The following is an 18127-nucleotide window of genomic DNA, read 5'->3' on the forward strand; positions in this document are numbered from 1 at the left end:
CCATGCCAAATGAAAAAACGCCAGGAAGTGCTAATTCCTGGCGTTCTTTGGTCTTTCTGGTAACGTCTTTGTTTATCGCTTTGATGCAACCTTAATTACATACATCAAAACCTCCATGTTGCCGACACGGAACCTGCTATGTCGGCATTTCCAGCCTTATAGACGTTGCTGGATACGGCCGCGCCGAGCACGATCTTGCGGGCCATGCGATACGACACACCGGCTTGCAGGCCGAGGCTGTCACGACCGACGACCTCGCTGCGCGTCGTGAACGATGCCCCCGGATAGCCCGCGAAGCTGGCCGTCTGGTTGATCGCCCCACTCGTCAGCTCGTGGTTCCAAGTCGCTTGCAGATTGGCCGTCAGCGCGTTGCCGGAGACCATCGGCAGATCGAAGCGCAACTCACCGCCCACGCGGGTGCGCAGCGAGTTGAACGTCTTGCCGTCGAGATGCAGGCTTGCAGCGCCGTCTTCCGTGAGGCTCGGACGATACAGCGCGGTGTAGTCGAGCGCCGCCACCGGGCCTGCACTCGTCGTGCTGCTCAACTGCCAGCGCCAGCCGCCGCCGATGCTCGCGGATGCTGTCGCGCCGGTCCATGTGCCGCGCGGCGTGGCCGAGTACCCGTTCACCGCGATGGTCCGGTCGACACGACCGTCCTCGACACCGAAACGCGCCAGGGCAAACGCGTGCGGACCGGCACTCGCCGACGGTGCATAGCGCGCGTGCACACCAATGTCGAACGCCGTCGTCTTGCCCGACCCGGGCGTCTGGCCGTCCAGACGCGTCGACTGGCCACTGACCGCGCCGTGCGCGCCGATGGTCCAGTCGCGCCCCTCTCCTGCCACCTTCTCGACGCCGAACACCACGCCGTACGTGTTGCCGCTCGCACCCGCCATGTCACCGCTGCGCCCACGCCAGTAACCGCTACCGAACGGCATGGCGAACCCGCGCCAGTTACCCGTGAGCGCACCGTTGCTGGTGTTCTGGCTGCCGTCCGCACCGACGGCGGTGGCCACCATGTCCGTCAACTGACGCTCCCGCAGCAGCCCGCCGGTGAACATCGCGCCGTAGGCGGCGGGCGTCAGTTGCGGCAATGCACGAGCGATGTCGCTGCCGTCTGCGGCCGAGAAGTCGAGCGCTGTGACGAGCGGTTGCAAGTCGCGGCCGACGCTGCCCGCGATGCGGTCGAGCGCGGCGCCTACGCGACGGCTATTACCATCGATGCCGTATTGCGAATAGGCGTTGCCTGCGCGGGCGATCTGCACCCGATACGTGTTGTTGCCGAGCGAACTCGCAGTGGCGAGCAACGTCGGCGACGACAGCAGGGTCGTCACGTTGGCGAACGCACCACCGATGCTCGACGCGTTCAGCCATTGATCCGACGTCACCGTCATGCCGCTTGCGTACCAGCCGCGCTGCGGCGCAATGGCGAGCGTGCCGTCGAGCGCCGCGTGGCCGGTCACCACCAGCTTGGTAAACGTGCCGTTGTCCGACAGCGAGGAGACGAACCGGCCCGTGCTTGTCTGCGAGTAGTCGCCACCGATGCTGATGAAGCTGCCCGCCACCGACGGCGCTACCGTGCCCGCGTTCACGAAAGCGCCCGCTGAGTCGAGCGTGTAACGGCTGTTGCCGGTGAGCGTCGCGCCGCTGAGCACAGCCACGTCGTGCACCGTGTGGTCGCCGTTGATCTGCGTGGTGCCGCCCGCCATCGTCAGCGCCAGATTGCTACCGACGATATTGCCGTCGTAGCGCAAATTGAACGTGGGGTCTGCTGCGGTCGTCGCGAGGCCGTTCGCATCGGGCGCCAGACCGAAGTTCAGTTGCGTGAGACGCAGCGCCCCTTGGGCGTCCCGCTCGGCGTACCTGGAGATGATGTCGCCGTACAGCGCCGCCCCGCGCATGATGTTGATCTCCCCGACGTAGCCGTTCTCCGACATGTACAGCGACGCGTAGGTGCCCGCGAGGCGTCCGGTAATGTCTGCGCGGGTCACGAGCGGACCGTCGAGTTCGTCGGGCAGCGGCAAGGTCAGCTTGGTGACGGGATCGACTTTCGTCGAGATGTAAGACCCACGGTAGTCGCCAGCGTCACCCAGCGCGTTGTGGCCGAAATCGAAACTCGCCGCGATGCCGTTGGCGCCGAGTGCCTGAACGTCGCCACGCTGCACGAACGAATGGTTCTTGCCGTACGTGAACATCACGCCGCGTCCGTTGCTGCCGTCCGCATAGATGCGCGTGCCCGGCAGCACGGTCACGTTGTTGCCCACACCGTCCACCCGAATGCCCGCCCCGCCCGCGCCAATGGTCAGGAGGTCGGCGCGCTGCGCGACCGTGTTGCCGCTGCCGTAGATGTGCAGGCCAAGCCCGAGCGTCGCCGTGTTGTACGTGTTCGGGATGTAGGCCGTGCCATCGGCATTGCGGCCGAAGAACGGGTTGTCGTTGGTCAGCGTCAGGCCGTCGTTGTAGATCGAACGACCGAAGAAGTTGCGCCGGTCGATGTCGTAGCCGAGGTCTTGCAGCGCGGCCAGCTCCGCCTCCATGAACGCCGTGTAGTTACGGTAGGTCTGGTGGCTCATCAGACTGTTCTTGAGCTCGATGTGCGAGAAGATCGGCGAATCGTAGGTCGTCTCGTCGAACATCGCCTTCACGGGAATGCCCTTCATCGAGTCCCCGAGCACTTCCCTGACGTGATCGCCGGTGAAATACGCCGTGTCGTTGCGGGCGTCGAACGCGTTGGGGTCGGCCACCGTGCCCGCATCCTCCGGCGTGAGAATCATTTGTCCGGCCTTCGCCTGACGACCGTTGTCGTCATACAGGTGCGCGGACCACGAGTCCAGAACCGTCGCAAACTGGTTCGTATGCTTGCCCGACGGCAACTCGATCTCGGCGATATTCGTCCCCACACCCAGCGCGTGCGCCACTTCGTGCAACATGACCGCCGGAAGGTCGGCGTTGCTATTGAGTGGGATTTGCGACGCCGCAGGCGCTGCCGTCGAAAACGCCATCTGGCCCAGTGTGATCTCGCCGTTCGCGTTGTGATAACTATCACGCGCGAGCGGGTTGTTCTGCAGCGCGGCCTGCACGAGCGTCGGGTTCTGCCCGCCCGTGGCCGTCGGGTCGCCCGCCTCGAACGCGTAAGGGCTGTACGCGTGCGCGCCGTTCTCTGTGCTCATCCCCACATTGATGATCGCGGGCGAGCGACCGGGTTTCACCTTGATGACCTCGGCCCAGTAGTTCAGGGCGCTGCGAATCTGATCGGTTTGCAACGGCGAGAGCGTGCCCGTCGAAAACTGGTCTCGATTGTTGGGGTCGGTGGCATAAGCGCCATCCGTCGGGGAAAACAACCGCGCTTGTATGAACGGCGTGCCGTAGCGGTCGGCGATGTCGATCGTCGTGTAGGCCTGCGCGGCCGACGTGATTGTGCAAAGCGCCGCAAATGCGACGCAGGTCATCCGAATCGTCCTCATTCAGTACTCCATTGTTCTATTTCGCTTCTGTAAGGCTTTGTAATGCGAAGCGAATGGTACGGAGCACTCTGAACGACGTCACTGCGATTTATACGGGGTTTTACGGCGAGCGCCCGTAACCCCCTATGAAATAAGCACTTTTTCCCTCAGACAATCGCGAACCCCTCTGAAATCGGGCCGACCTGTATTAATCACAGTTTCGCGGCGAGGGGGCGATGACGATACTTCACTCACCGGCTAACGCAACACAACGACAGCCGCCAAACCCAACAAACCGACTTAAGGAGAAACACCATGCCCGCACTCGTCACCTACGGCTTCGCCTCGATCCTCGGCCTCGTCGGCACCATCGTCTCGGCCCTCGGCTGATCGTCACCGACTCGCTTAAATCGCACCCAACACCGGAGAAACCACCATGAGCCTCATCCTCAACCTCGTCGACAGCCTCTTCTACAACGAAACCTGCATCGAAACCGGCATGCAATGCGCCATCCACGTCGGGCATGTGTTCGGCTACTGAGCCACTTCACCGGCCCCTCAGCCGCCCCAACCTCACGCACGACGGAGAACACGTCATGATCGAAAACCTCCAAAACATGGCATTGATCGGCATGCGGCTCGCATTTGAGATTTGCCCGGCACTCTTCGCCTGATCGGGCACTCATGCAAAATCTCCCGCCCAGAAAGGACCGCGCTCGCGGTCCTTTTCTTATTGGGCGAGAACAAGTGATGACCGGATAACGCGAGACGTGTCATGCGCGTGTATTTCTGCGAAATTTCGTCGTCCGGTGATTTTTTAGTACGATTTGTCTATTCCATAAAAAACCGGGGCCAGCGGGATGTCATCTCCCACCAAAGTTTTCTGCATTGAGGACGACGTAGATTCGGCAGATCTGATTCGAGAAGATCTGACGGATCGCGGTTATGTCGTCAAAGTCGCGCACGATTTTTCGGCCGCGCTGGCAACGCTCGCCGCGTTCATGCCGGACATCATCGTGTGCGACGTCAACGTGCCAGGCATGACCGGCTTCGAGTTTCTGGAAAGCGCTCGCGGCATCATTCAGGGCGAGCGCAAGATCCCGTTCATCTTCCTGACCGGCAACGCCGACAAGGAATCGATCATGCGCGGGCACAGCACCGGTGCGGACGAGTACATGCTCAAGCCGGTGGATTTCGACGTGCTCGACACCGTCATCCGCAAGTACACCGAGCATGACGAGCCGGAGGAAGGCACGCCGTTGCCCTTCGGTCTGTCGAAGCGAGAAGTGGAAGTGCTGCAATGGTCGGCAAAGGGCAAGACGTCGGCCGAAATCGCGATCATTCTCGATCTGGGCAAACGCACGGTCGACTTCCACATCGACAATGCCCGCGAGAAGCTGAACGTCGCCACCCGCACCGAAGCCGTGGTGCGTGCCGCCCTGCTCAATATCATCCAGCTCTGAGCGCGTCGCCGCGCCGGGCCACACCTGCTGATTACTGCTGACATCGCATGTCGAAAGCGTCTTCCACACCGCCCAAGTCGCTCCCGATCCGGGGGCGGATGTATCTCCTGCTCGCACTGTGTCTCGTGGCGATGATCGCCGTGGGCGTCGCCGTGCACCATCAGGTCGACTCGTCCCAGCAGCGCGCCATCGCTGCCGAGCGCACCCAGATCGAGAATCTGAGCCTGCTCGAAGAGCTGAACGACTACATCTCCGACTTCCGCACGGTGGAGTCCGAAGCCCTCGCGCCGATGTCGCCCAAGGCCCTTGCGGACATCCGCACGGCGGCAAGCGAGTTCGACGACAAGATCAAGTCGGCGTCGGACCGTTATCAGAAGGTGCTGGCCCACGACGAATTCCGTCTCGCATTCTCGAAGTTTCAGTCGCAATGGGCGCAGTACCGTCGCGCGTCGAATCAGGTGTTTCAGCTTGCGCAGACCGGCAAGCTGAGCGATGCCGCCAAGCTCTATCGCGGCGACTCGAACAATAAGTACACGCAGGCGAACAGCACCTTCGGCTCGCTGGTGTTTCGCAGCACCGAGTCGCTGATCAAGGAAGTCGAGGTGAAGAACAGCGCGGCACGCAAGCATCTGCTGCAAATCGATGCGCTGATTGCCGCGATGATCGTCGTCACCCTGCTCTGCCTGATTTACGTGGACACCGTGATTCTCAGCCCGCTGACGCGTCTGATCCGGATGGCGGGCAACACGATGTCGGGCAAGGACAAGCTGCGTCTGCCGTGGCTCTCGCGCGGTGACGAAATCGGCACGCTGTCGCGCACGCTGTCGAAGATTCAGGAAAGCACGGCGTCGCTGGTGCGTAACCAGAAACTCGCGACGGCGAAGAACACGATTTTGCAGCGGGCGCTGGCGAATGAAGAGCGTCTGAATAACTTCCAGAAGACGTTCCGCTCGATGGCCACGCACGAGTTCCGTACGTTGCTCAGCGTGATCGACGGGCACGCGCAGCGGCTCTTAAACCCGCGTAACGAGGAAACGGATTCGACGCCGCGTTACACGAAGATTCGCGAAGCGGTGGCGAAGCTGAATAACCTGATTCAGAACTGGTTGGATGCGGCGCAAAGCGCATCGCTGGACGATCCGAAATTCGGCAAGCGCGCGGAGTTGTCTCTGGTAGCGTTGCTGGAGGATGTGCGCGGCGTCGGCTCGGACATGTTCCCGAACGCGACGATTACGGTGCAAGCACCGTCCGGCATGGACAGCAAGATGATCGGCGACAGCAACGTGCTGTTCCACGCATTCATCAACCTCATCAGCAACGCAACGAAGTACACGATGGCGCAACCCGCCATCGATATGAGCGTGACGGATATAGGTGAGGCTTTCCAGGTGGTGCTGCGAGACAACGGCACCGGCATCCCGGCGGACGAGTTGAAGGAGATCTTCCAGATGTCCTTCCGCTCGCGCAGTAATGCGGTACTGGAAGATGGCTCCGGCGTGGGACTGGCGGTGGTCTACGCCGCTATTGAGTTCCACAAGGGGACTATCGACGTCGCCAGTCAAGTTGGGGTTGGGACGACGTTTACGATCACGTTGCCGAAGGCACCGGCGGTGGAAGCTACGCCAGCCTGAGCGGCTGGCGTATATGTCAGATACCCGCCTTGGAAGCGTTAAGAATCAAGCGCAGACCAAGCGCTGCAATGGCCGCGGCGGCAATTCTGTCGATCCACTTCTTCGCGCGCAGGTACACCTCGCGCGGCCCTTTGCTCGAAAAACACAGGGCGACAATGGTGTACCAACCGAATTCGATGGCAAAGACGAGTGGCGGCAGCACGAAGTAACACCACAGCGGCGGATGCTGCGGCAACAGCGCGGCAAAGATACTGCCGTACCAGATGGCCGTCTTGGGATTGCTCAATTGCGTGCTGAGGCCAATCCAGAACGATTTGCGTACGCTGCCGCGGGACGCCGTCAGCGTGGCATCGACCGTAATCGGATGCCCGGCACCGCGCCATATCTTCCACGCGACGTAGATCAGATAAACGCCGCCTGCGACCTTCAGGCCGATATAGAGCCATTCGACGGTCTGTAAAAGCGTGTAAAGCCCGGCGAGCGCAACGCCGCCGAAGAAAATGCCGCCGACGCCCATGCCGAAGGCTGTCGCCAGCCCATCGCGACGAGACAGACCGATCGCGTTGCGCGCGACCAATACGAAGCTCGGCCCGGGAATCATGGCGCCCAACCACAGCGCGACCAGAACGGCGAAAACGGCAGATGTAGCAGTCATCGGACACTCCTCGGCAACGAATTTGCCTCGTAAGCGAGGATTCTCGCACATGCGGGCCATGCGCGAGTGACGGGAGATTCCGGGCATTGCGTTGCGCAGGAGCTCAGGCCCGCTTGCGTTCCGGCGATCGCACTACTTCGCCCAAACGACCAGCAGGTGCAACGGAAGTGTCAGCGCGGCGGTTACGCCCACGCCGAGGCACCATAACGCGATGAACCACAGAAGCTGCCGTCGCCGATCGCCACGACGCGGCCTGTCATGGTGAGCCATATGCTTCTCCTCGCATTTCCCGGGCCCGAAGGATTTCCGGAACGCATCGTCTGATCTCATCGACGGCCAGGCGAACGCGCGATGGGAAAGGGTGTTTTGCCTGAATCAACAAATGCAGGTCCAAAGGAGGCACCTTGTGTCCCGGCAGCACCGGAACAAGGCTGCCGCCCTTGAGCGCCTCTATGCAGGCGGGCACCTTGACGACCCCAATGCCCGCAGCACCGCACAGCATGTCATACATGGGGCGCCAATGACTCATCGTCATCGCTGTCTGAATCGGCGTCGTGCTCTCCCGAGCCTGCGCATCGATCAATGGCAGCGCCTCGTTATCGAAGTCGCCCTTGATGCGGATAAACGGATGCGCGGCAATGTCGTCCGTTTGCCGAATCACCGGTGCGCGCGCCAGATAGGACGGCGCGGCCACCAGCATTCGCTGAACTTGCCCCAACTGGCAGGCGATAAAGCTGCCATCGGCGGGTCGGCCGAATCGAAACGACAGATCCACGCCCTCTGAAATCAGATCCAGCGGACGGTCTTCGAGCACCAGATCGATCGACATGGAAGGACATACAGCCCGAAGATGCCGAATGGCCTCAGGCACGACGCCCTCCCCCAGACAATGCGGGGCAGCAATGCGAATCTGGCCAGCCATCTGGGTGTTGTCCTGCGAGACCTCAAAAACGGCGCGCGTTGCGGCCTCAAGGACTTGCTTGCTGCTTGTGTAAAACACCTCACCCTCGGACGTGCACTTAACTGCGCGCGTATTGCGTTGCAGCAAGCGGCATCCGAGAAATTGCTCCAGTCGCTCGATGCGCTCGCTGACTGCGGACTGCCCGATTCCCAAATCGCGCGCAGCGCTCGAAATGCTGGTGCGCTCGACCACTCGCACATAAACGCGCATGGCTTCGAGGAGATTCATCGAACACCTCCCTTTGCCGATCGACACGGACAACATCGTTCGCGCGGATTATCTGCCTTACTTCTCGCTGTTTTTGCCATGATAGTGATCCCTCTATTCCGAATGACTCAAGCGTAGTCCTCGAAAAGCGATGTGTGAGTGCACAAAAACAGGAGGTAGCGAAGAGTACAGTTCTGATAGAGTGACGCAGACATCGTCACAACGAACAAAATCGGCGGTGTGAAGAACACAGTTGGCAGGCAGGGAGCACGCGATGAGACTTTACGAGACGCTGGCGGACGACATCCAGAGCCAGATCGCCAACGGTGTCTATCAGCCGGGGGAGCGCCTCCCGTCGGTGCGTCAGACGAGCCAGCAGCGCCAGATCAGCATTACGACCGTCATTCGCGCCTATCTGCTGCTGGAGAGCCGCGGACTGATCGTCAGTCGCCCGCAATCCGGATACTTCGTGAGTACCCTGGAGGCCTACGCAGCACCGGCCCTGACTACTGCGAAGCCAAAACCGATCGCGATTTCGGCTTCCGTCGACGTGAGTCGGCTGGTGCTCTCGACGCTGCGCTCCATTGCCACCGACGACGCCGTGCCGCTCGGCTCGCCTTACCCCGACCCCGGCGCGTTTCCCTTCGAGAAGTTGAACCGGTACGCCTACGCCGCAGCGCGCGACGACTCGCTGCGAGGCATGAGAGACGCCTTGCCGCCCGGGCATCCGAAACTGATCCGTCAGATCGCCAAGCGCTACTCCGAAAAGGGGGTGACGATCGATCCCGCCGAGATCATCGTGACGGTCGGCGCGACGGAAGCCATTAACCTGTGCCTGCAAGCCGTCGCCAAGCCCGGCGATGTCATCGCAGTGGAATCGCCAACCTTTTACGCCATGCTTCACGCCATTGAGCGCATGGGTATGAAGGCCATCGAAATCCCGACGCATGCGGCGCGCGGCATCGACGTCGATGCGCTGGCAAGCATTGCCCGCGACCAGCGCATCGGTGCTTGCATGGTGATGCCGAATTTCCAGAACCCGCTCGGGTTCGAGATGCCGGACGAAGCCAAACGCGCACTCGTGTCGCTCTCGGCCGAACTGAACATGCCGCTCATCGAGAACGGCGTGTACAACGAGCTGTACTACGGCGACACTTACCCCACCACGCTCAAGCAATACGACCGCGAAGGGCTCGTGCTGCACTGCTCGTCGTTTTCGAAGACACTTGCCTCGGCGTACCGAATCGGCTGGGCGCTGCCTGGCCGATACCGGGACCAGGTCGAGAAACTGAAGTTTCTCAACACGCTTACCACCGCGTCGATACCCCAACTGGCCATCGCCGAATTTCTGGAGCGTGAAGGATATGAGCATCATCTGCGCCGGTTGCGCAAGACTTACGCACAGCAAGCCAACCTGATGAAGGCCATCGTGACGCGCTTCTTCCCGGCGGGCACACGTCTGTCAAACCCGGCGGGCGGCTATGTACTCTGGGTGGAATTGCCGGATAAGGTCGACGGCATGAAGCTGTATCAGCTCGCGCTCGAGCGCGGCATCACAGTCGGTCCTGGCTATATGTTCTCGGCCTCGGGCAGCTATCGGAATTTCATCCGCCTTAACTACAGCACCCCGTGGTCCCCCGAAATCGAGCAAGCCGTCATCACCGTGGGCAAACTCGCCACCACCTGTGCGAAGTAGGCAGCCATCTGCGCACGCCTGTGCGATGTAAGCCGCGCGATCTGCCGATTAGCCGCCGGTGACGGGCGGGAAGAAGGCGACCTCGCTGTCGCCGCGCACCACAAAAGCCGTGTCTACAAGGTCGAAATTTACGGCCACACGCACCGGGCGCTCGCCATTGAACACGTCGTGCGAGCGGGCGTCGCGCGAGGCCAGCACGGCGCGCAATCGTTCGATGCTGATGTCCGGTGTGTCGACGTAGACGATCTCCTCGTCCAGCCCGAGCGCGTCGCGAAGACTCGCGAAATACTTAATGGTCAGTTTCATGATTAGAGCCGGGAGCGACGTTGTGGGACTTACCCCCACCGAATCGTCGCATGTTCGTTCGTTGAGTGAGGCACAACCCACTCGGTCGCGCCGTCGCGCCGCACTTCCTTTTTCCAGAATGGCGCGTTGTGCTTCAGAACGTCCATCAGGAATTCGCACGCGCTGAACGCCGAAGACCGCTGCTGCGCTGCCACGATCACCATCACCATCGCCTGTCCCAGCGGAACCCGGCCGATACGGTGGACGATCTTTACGGTATCGAGCGGCCAGCGTGCCTGCGCTTCCTCGACAATGGTCCAGAGCGTGCGCTCGGTCATGCCTGGGTAGTGCTCGATTTCGAGCGCCATGACGTCGTCGATGTCGCCGCTTTGCCGCACCACGCCGAGAAAATTGACGATGGCGCCGGTCTTCGGGTGACGCATGACCTGTGCGAGTTCCGCTTCGATAGCGATGTTCTGCACCTGCAGTCGAACTTCCACGCCTGACGAAATGCCGCTTGAAACACCCGGCGTGGGCAGCATGGCCTGCATGTACGGGAAAGAAGCCGTCATCGTGAACCCCTATGATTCTCACACCGTCGGTGCCCTCGGGGCCGACGACACAACGGCGGGCTCAACCGCCGACCAGCGACATGCGGATCGTCGGATATCGACGTTTCCCGCCCGCCGCAGAGCGCTGGGCCCGGCGCTCGGAGTAGTTGTCGCCACGTCGCACCCAATGCGCCCGAACCACGTCGGCGAGCGCCTCGGGCGACGCCCCGTTTCCGATCCCGTCTCCTAGCCAGGGGCGAATATCCAACCCCTGCGTCGCGAACAGACAGGTGTATAACCGACCGTCCGAGGAGACACGCGCACGCGTGCAGTCACCGCAGAACGGCTTCGACACGCTGGCGATGAATCCGACTTCGGACGACACGTCGTCGGCATGCCCGAAATTTACCGACGTGCTTCCCGCGCGCGCATCTTCGAGCGGAACAAGCGGATAGACGGATTCGACGTGGCGACGTACGTCGTCTGCCGTGACCACACGGTCCATCGCCCAGCCATCGGCGCCACCGACGTCCATGTACTCGATGAAGCGCAGTGCCACGCCCGTGCCTTTGAAGTGGCGTACGAGCGGCAGGATCTGATCGTCATTCGCCCCGCGCTCAATGACCGTGTTCACCTTTACCGGCGCCAGACCGGCAGCGCTCGCCGCCGCGATGCCCTCCAGCACACGGGCCACCGGCACGTCCGTGTCGGTCATGCGCCGGAAAACGCCGTCGTCCAGCGCATCGAGACTGACCGTCACCCGCGTCAGGCCAGCAGCGTGCAGTGCTTTCGCCTTGGCTGCGAGCAGCGTACCGTTGGTCGTCAGCGCAATTTCCATTGGCGTGCCACCGAGCGTGGGGATCGCCGCAAGGCGTTCGATGAGCGACTCAACGCCACGCCGCAGCAATGGCTCGCCGCCCGTTATGCGGATCTTGTCGACGCCAAGCAGCGCAAAGCTGCGCGCCAACGTCTCCATCTGATCGAACGACAGACGCTCGGACGAAGCAAGGAACGGATAGTCCGCGCCGAACGTCCCACGCGGCATGCAATAGGTGCAGCGGAAATTGCACCGATCGATGACCGACAGGCGAAGATCGCGAAGCCAGCGCCCGCGCAGGTCGGGCACTGGCCCGCCAGCCACCGCCGGTGCGGAGGCGCACGTCAGGTCGGGCGAAGTGTCGGCGATAGCGTTCACGTAAGATTCCGGCGCGGGCGCCAAAGCGTAAGTCATGTCCACAGCATAGGCGCGCAGCCGGTCGACGAAGATCACAATTCGGGGCCGCGTCGAAGAGTACAGTTCTGTGCGCCGCACCTGCTCAGGTCAGTTGATAGGGATATTTCGGTGCGACCGGCTCGGGCAGTTCGCGCCCGCAAAGCTCGAATACCGAGCGTTCGATCGTTCGGGTCATCGCATCGAGCGCCAGTGCGTTGGGTGCCACGCTGAACGGTTCTGCGACTTCGTTCGCAATCGCTTCGAGCGCGATGAGCGTGTACGAAATGAACACGCACAGTAGCGGGGTGAAGAACTCCGTCGAATCCACCAACCCGAACGGCAGCAGCACGCAGTAGGTATAGACCGTGCGATGGAGCAATACGCTGTAAGCGAAAGGGATCGGCGTCGACGCAATACGTTCGCACCCGCCGATGGTTTTACCCAGCTCGACCAGTTGGGCGTCCAGCGTCCAGAACTGAGCATCCGTCACACGGCCTTGACTGTGTGCACGTGTGAGACGTTCGCGCAAGACATGCAGGATCGCCACGGGCCGGTATTGCTTAGCGCCGAACCACGCCGCCTGACCGGGGCCGAGCAACTGGCTCAGGTCGTCGTATGGATCGGTGCCGCGCAGTTGGTGCTTGAGCGCGTAGATGACCGCGACGCTCAAATCGGCGATGCGCAGCGTCTCCCCCGCTTCAGGCACGTAACTGAGTACCTGCGAGACGAGGGTGCGCGTGGCGATCAGGGCATTGCCCCACAGGTGCCGCGCTTCGTTAAACCGCTCGTAACTCGCGTTGTTGCGAAACGCGAGGAAGATGGCGAGCGTCAGACCGAAGAGTGTGAGCAACGTCGTATTCAGCGGAATCTTCTCGCCGAAAATCCGCCCATGCGTGAAGACGGCCAGGCTGCTGACCGCCGCCATGAACAGCAACTGCGGAATGATGGACTGCAGCACTGAGCCGTTCCAGACGAACAGGAGACGGAACCAGCTTTGTTTCGGCCGGACGATCATGAATGACAATAAGGGTTAGTGATAGCCGGCGTCATGCTCGCGAACCTTGCCGCGAAAAACACGGTACTGCATCGCGTTGTAGACGAGGATGATCGGCAGCACGATGACCGTTCCGACCAGCGCGAACGCCTGACTCTGCGGGCTTGACGACGCCTCCCAGATCGTGAGCGACGGCGGCAGGATATTCGGCCAGATGCTGATGATCAGCCCGCTATAGCCGAGAAAGCACAGCGCCAGCGTGAGCACGAACGGCATGGCCTCATGTCGCAGGCGAACCGAGCGATAGATGGCCGCCACGCATGCCAGCACCAGCACGGGCACCGGCAGGAACCACATCAGCAGGCCGCTGCCGAACCAGCGCTGCGCGACGCCCGGCAGGCCCAGCACCGTCCAGAGACTGACCAGCCCGACGACACCGAGCAAAACGCTGACCAACGGTCGCATGAGCAGCCGCATTTTTCGCTGCAATTCACCGTCCGTCTTCATGATCAGCCAGCCGCAGCCCAGCGTGGCATAAGTCACGAGCACTCCCATACCGCAGAACACGCTGAACGGTGAGAGCCAATCGAACGGACCGCCCGCGAACTGGCCGTTCACCACACGAATACCTTGCAGCAGCGATCCCAGCACAACGCCCTGACAGAAAGCTGCGAGCGCGGAGCCCCCGATAAAGGCGAGGTCCCAGACATGCTGCGTTCGCCTTGCCTTGTTACGAAGCTCGAACGCCGCGCCCCGAAAGATCAGGCCGATGACCATCAGAATCAACGGCAGGTAGTTGGCTGGCAGTAACGTCGCGTACACCACGGGGAATGCACCGTAAAGCCCGGCGCCGCCAAGCACGAGGAACGTTTCATTGCCATCCCAGACCGGGGCGACAGTGTTGAGCATGACCTGACGGTCGGTCTTGCTGTCGAAGAACGGAAACAGCAGTCCAATGCCAAGGTCGAAACCGTCGAGCACCACATAGATAAATACGCCCAGGCCGATAATGGCCGCCCAGACGACAGGCAGATCGATATGCATGGCATTACTCCCCTTGAACGGCTTCGAACGGTTCCGACAGGGCCCGATTGTTCAGCCCCGGATGCTTCAGGCGCACGAAGAACTCAGTCCTCTCGCTCGGCCCCTGCTTCATGAGCTTGAGCATGTAGTACACGCCCATGCCGAACACGAGGAAATACACGACCACGAGGATCAGCAGCGAGACACCGACTTGTTGCGCACTGACCGGTGAGACGGATTCAGTGGTGCGAAGCACGCCGTAGACCGTCCATGGCTGACGTCCGACTTCCGTCGTGATCCAGCCTGCAAGCAAAGCAATCAAACCCGACGGCCCCATGCAAAGCACCATCCACTGATACCAGCGCGTCTCGTAGAACTTCCCACGCAGACGCAGCCAGACACCGATGAGCGCGGTGAGCAGCATGAGCATGCCGAGGCCGGCCATGATGCGGAACGTCCAGAAGATGACAGGCGAGTACGGGCGGTCTTGCGGCGCGAATTCCTTGAGGCCGCGAATCTCGCCGTCCCATGAGTGCGTGAGGATCAGACTCCCCAGATGCGGGACTTTGACGGCATAACGCGTCACCTCATCCTTCATGTCGGGCAGGCCGAAGAGATTGAGCGCGGTACCGCCCTTCTCCGTCTCCCATAACCCTTCGATAGCGGCGATCTTTGCCGGTTGGTATTCGCGCGTGTTCAGCCCATGGGCGTCGCCCACTACGATCTGGATCGGGGCGAGCGCCAACAAGATCCAGAGCGCCATCGAAAAGCTACGCTTGACCGGCTTGTCGCGACGGCCTTTGAGCAGGTGCCAGGCCCCGCACGCCGCCACGATGAACGCTGCGACGATGAATGCCGCAATCGTCATATGCGCCAGTCGATACGGAAACGACGGGTTGAACACCACCTTGAACCAGTCCACCGGAACGATGCGTCCGGCCTCGATCGCATACCCCTGCGGCGTTTGCATGAAGCTATTCGACGACAGAATCCAGAACGTCGAGATGAGCGTGCCGACGGCCACCATCAGCGTGGCGAAGAAGTGAGCGCGCGCGCTCACACGCTCCCAGCCAAAGAGCATGATGCCGAGGAAACCCGCTTCGAGAAAGAAGGCGGTGAGCACCTCGTAAGTCAGGAGCGGTCCGGTGATGTTGCCGGCAACGTGCGAGAAGCCGGCCCAATTGGTACCGAACTCGTAGGCCATAACAACGCCTGACACGACCCCCATGCCGAAGCCGATAGCGAAGATCTTCGACCAGAAAAGAAACATGTCCTTGTACGTTTCGTCGCCGGTTGCCAGCCAGCGCCATTCGAGGACGGCGAGGAAGCTGGCCAGGCCGATGCTGATCGCGGGGAACACGATGTGGAATGACACCGTAAATGCGAACTGCAATCGGGCGAGATGGAGGGCATCTAACATGTCCATAAGCGTTCTCTGTAATGAAGCGACGACCGAACGCGGGCAGCACCTCGCCGCGCCCGTCAGGACAGACGGGCGTTGCGAAGGCTCGGCGGCGCGGGGCGGTGGGGTGAGCGCCTTGTCACGTGAGCCTCAGGGCAGCACGCGACACGAAGGCGTCAGCAGGTCATGACGCGGCGGCGGTCTCGTCGGACGTCGATCGCAAAACCCGTACCGGTATCGACTTGTATGAGGGCGTCCCGCTGTCTTCGTCGATGTAGTCGAGCGGCACCAATACGTTGGCCTCCGGGTAATAGGCGGCCACCGACCCCGGCGCGATGTTGTACTCGATCACCGTGATGCCCGACAGGCGCAGCGCACGGCCGGACGAGATCGTTTGGATATCGACGAGATCACCGTGCTCCAGCCCGTGCGAAGCCAGATCGTTTGGGTGCATGAACAGCACATCGCGACGCCCGAACACGCCACGATAGCGGTCGTCCATCGCGTAGATCGTCGTGTTGTACTGATCGTGGCTGCGAATCGTAATGAGCCGCAGCACGTCGTCCGCCCACGGCTCGTAGTTCTCGCGCACGCCCTTGAACACGGAGAAGATCGCCTTGCCCGAGGGCGTATTCCATTGACGCTCCGTCGGTGGCAGCGGCATGCGGAAGCCGCCCGGGACACGGATACGCGCGTTGTAATCGTCGAAGCCCGGCACGGTGCGCTCGATCAGGTCGCGAATGCGATCGTAGTCCTCGATCAGCGAAAACCAGTCGACCTTGCTTGCGGGCAACGCGGCGCGCGCCATCCCGGCCACGATGGCCGGCTCCGAGCGCAAGTGCTCGGATGCGGGCTTGAGCTTACCGGCCGAGGCGTGAACCATCGACATCGAATCTTCGACGGTCACCGACTGCGGGCCACCGGCCTGCACGTCCAGTTCGGTGCGACCGAGCACGGGCAGAATGAACGTCTCCTTCGCGACCAGCAGGTGGGTGCGGTTGAGCTTTGTGCCCAGATGCACGCTCAGATCGAGCGTCTTCATCGCCGGAAAACAGAGATCCGGATCGGGCAACGCTACGGCGAAGTTGCCCCCAAGGCAGATGAGGGCCTTTGACGAGCCGTCGACCATGGCCTGCATGGCCTTGACCGCGTCGTGACCATGGCCCTTCGGGGGCGTGAAGCCGAACACGTCCTCGATGCGTTCGAGAAAGTCCGCCGACGGCTTTTCGGTGATACCTACGGTGCGGTTGCCCTGCACGTTTGAATGTCCGCGCAACGGACAGATACCTGCGCCCGGCTTGCCGAAGTTGCCACGCATGAGCAGCAGGTCGGCGATCAGACGCACGTTGGCCGTTCCCGTGTTGTGCTGCGTGATGCCCATGCCGTACGTCACGATGGTCGCGTTAGACTTTGCGTAGGCGACGGCCACCTGCTCAAGCTCGTCGCGAGTCAGTCCGCTTTCCTTCTCGATGTCCGCCCACAAGGTCGCTTCGAGGTCGGCGGCGAGTGCGTCGAATCCCTCGGTGTGCGTCGCGATGAAATCCCGGTCGAGGACATTGCCTTGCGTCGCTTCGAGCGCGAGCAGCGCCTTCATAATCCCCTTGAGCGCCGCCGCGTCGCCGCCGGCCTTCACCTGGAAATAGGTCGACGCAATCTTCGTCGAGCTATACGTCGCCATCTCGATGATGTTCTGCGGATCGGCGAATCGCTCCAGGGCACGTTCGCGCAGCGGATTGAAGACGATGATCGGCACCTTGCGGCGCGCGACTTCGTGGAGCGTGCCCATCATGCGCGGATGGTTCGTGCCAGGGTTATGACCGATGGAAATGATCAGTTCCGTCTCATCGAAATCGTCGAGCGAGACGGTGCCCTTGCCTATGCCGATCGACATCGGAAGACCCACGCTGGTCGGCTCGTGGCACATGTTCGAACAGTCGGGAAAATTGTTCGTGCCGTATTCGCGGGCGAACAACTGGAACACGTACGCCGCTTCGTTCGACGCGCGCCCGGAGGTGTAGAACTCCACCTTGTCGGGCGAATCGTAGCTACGCATGATTTCGCCAATGCGCGCGAACGCGGCGTCCCACTCGACGGGCTTGAACTTATCCGTTGCTGCATCGTACGCCATGGGATGCGTGAGTCGACCGAAGTCTTCCAGCGCGTAATCGGACATCGCGAGCAGCGACGAGACGGTATGCTGCTCGAAGAACGCCGGTGTGACGCGTTTGGTGGTCGCCTCCCATGTCACGGCCTTCGCACCGTTCTCACAAAACTGGAACGTGGAGCGGTGCTCCTTGTCAGGCCACGCACACCCCGGGCAATCAAAGCCCGTCGGCTGGTTGGTACGCATCAGGACGATGGGCGCCTCAAAGCTCTCCATCTGCTGCCGAACGGCAGTGGCGGTGGCGCGCAATGCGCCCCATCCGCCCGCGGGACCATCGTAGGGGCGAATGCCCGGCACTTCGCGTCGTTTGCTCATTTCATCACTCCGTGCATCTGTGGGGATGCGTCTGCTTGGGGGCTATGGCCGCTGGGCGACCGGGTTTGAAACTGTCATTCGACTATAGAGTTTTACCGGCGCCCCGAGACGTGCAGTTCGGCGT

13 protein-coding genes are annotated in these 18127 nt (G+C 61.6%); 3 read left to right on the forward strand and 10 right to left on the reverse strand.

Annotation, left to right across the window (positions count from 1 at the left end; translation table 11 throughout):
* Positions 1–104: 104 nt before the first annotated feature.
* Positions 105–3464, reverse strand: a complete 3360-nt coding sequence (locus tag PCO31010_RS19685) for an autotransporter outer membrane beta-barrel domain-containing protein (RefSeq protein ID WP_150665752.1) — start codon at positions 3462–3464, stop codon at positions 105–107.
* A gap of 839 nt (positions 3465–4303) precedes the next feature.
* Between PCO31010_RS19685 and PCO31010_RS19690 the strand changes: the two genes are divergently transcribed.
* Both PCO31010_RS19690 and PCO31010_RS19695 read left to right on the forward strand, forming a co-directional pair.
* Positions 4304–4906, forward strand: coding sequence for a response regulator transcription factor (locus PCO31010_RS19690; RefSeq protein WP_150665753.1), 603 nt, complete (start codon positions 4304–4306; stop codon positions 4904–4906).
* Between the two features lie 47 nt (positions 4907–4953).
* Positions 4954–6537, forward strand: coding sequence for a sensor histidine kinase (locus PCO31010_RS19695; protein ID WP_150665754.1), 1584 nt, complete (start codon positions 4954–4956; stop codon positions 6535–6537).
* Positions 6538–6553: 16 nt separating this feature from the next.
* On the opposite strand, the gene PCO31010_RS19700 is transcribed toward PCO31010_RS19695, so the two are convergent.
* Together PCO31010_RS19700 and PCO31010_RS19705 are read right to left on the reverse strand one after the other, a co-directional pair.
* Positions 6554–7192: a LysE family translocator gene (locus PCO31010_RS19700; RefSeq protein WP_150665755.1), complete on the reverse strand. Its 639-nt coding sequence runs from the start codon at positions 7190–7192 to the stop codon at positions 6554–6556.
* Positions 7193–7448: 256 nt separating this feature from the next.
* On the reverse strand, positions 7449–8381 hold the full coding sequence (locus PCO31010_RS19705; RefSeq protein ID WP_150665756.1) for a LysR family transcriptional regulator: 933 nt from the start codon (positions 8379–8381) through the stop codon (positions 7449–7451).
* A gap of 253 nt (positions 8382–8634) precedes the next feature.
* Here PCO31010_RS19705 and PCO31010_RS19710 point away from each other — a divergent pair, with 253 nt between their 5' ends.
* Positions 8635–10056: an aminotransferase-like domain-containing protein gene (locus tag PCO31010_RS19710; protein WP_150665757.1), complete on the forward strand. Its 1422-nt coding sequence runs from the start codon at positions 8635–8637 to the stop codon at positions 10054–10056.
* Between the two features lie 48 nt (positions 10057–10104).
* On the opposite strand, the gene PCO31010_RS19715 is transcribed toward PCO31010_RS19710, so the two are convergent.
* The 7 genes from PCO31010_RS19715 to PCO31010_RS19745 form a co-directional block, all read right to left on the reverse strand.
* Complete coding sequence (locus PCO31010_RS19715; protein ID WP_150665758.1) at positions 10105–10362, reverse strand: MoaD/ThiS family protein; 258 nt, start codon at positions 10360–10362, stop codon at positions 10105–10107.
* 29 nt (positions 10363–10391) lie between these two features.
* A complete protein-coding gene (locus PCO31010_RS19720; RefSeq protein WP_150665759.1) occupies positions 10392–10913 on the reverse strand; it encodes a molybdenum cofactor biosynthesis protein MoaE in 522 nt (173 codons plus the stop codon).
* A 61-nt stretch (positions 10914–10974) separates the two neighbouring features.
* Positions 10975–12123, reverse strand: a complete 1149-nt coding sequence (gene moaA, locus PCO31010_RS19725) for a GTP 3',8-cyclase MoaA (RefSeq protein ID WP_150665760.1) — start codon at positions 12121–12123, stop codon at positions 10975–10977.
* Between the two features lie 85 nt (positions 12124–12208).
* Entirely contained in the window at positions 12209–13120 is a 912-nt protein-coding gene (locus PCO31010_RS19730) for a bestrophin family protein (protein ID WP_150665761.1), read from the reverse strand.
* A gap of 15 nt (positions 13121–13135) precedes the next feature.
* On the reverse strand, positions 13136–14143 hold the full coding sequence (gene cydB, locus PCO31010_RS19735) for a cytochrome d ubiquinol oxidase subunit II (protein ID WP_150665762.1): 1008 nt from the start codon (positions 14141–14143) through the stop codon (positions 13136–13138).
* A gap of 4 nt (positions 14144–14147) precedes the next feature.
* Positions 14148–15548 (reverse strand): cytochrome ubiquinol oxidase subunit I, encoded by a 1401-nt coding sequence (locus PCO31010_RS19740; protein ID WP_150665763.1) that lies wholly within the window; start codon positions 15546–15548, stop codon positions 14148–14150.
* A gap of 160 nt (positions 15549–15708) precedes the next feature.
* Positions 15709–18003: an FdhF/YdeP family oxidoreductase gene (locus tag PCO31010_RS19745; RefSeq protein ID WP_150665764.1), complete on the reverse strand. Its 2295-nt coding sequence runs from the start codon at positions 18001–18003 to the stop codon at positions 15709–15711.
* Between the last annotated feature and the right edge of the window lie 124 nt (positions 18004–18127).

It is taken from the genome of Pandoraea commovens (genome assembly GCF_902459615.1).
GTDB classification, from domain to species: Bacteria; Pseudomonadota; Gammaproteobacteria; order Burkholderiales; family Burkholderiaceae; genus Pandoraea; species Pandoraea commovens.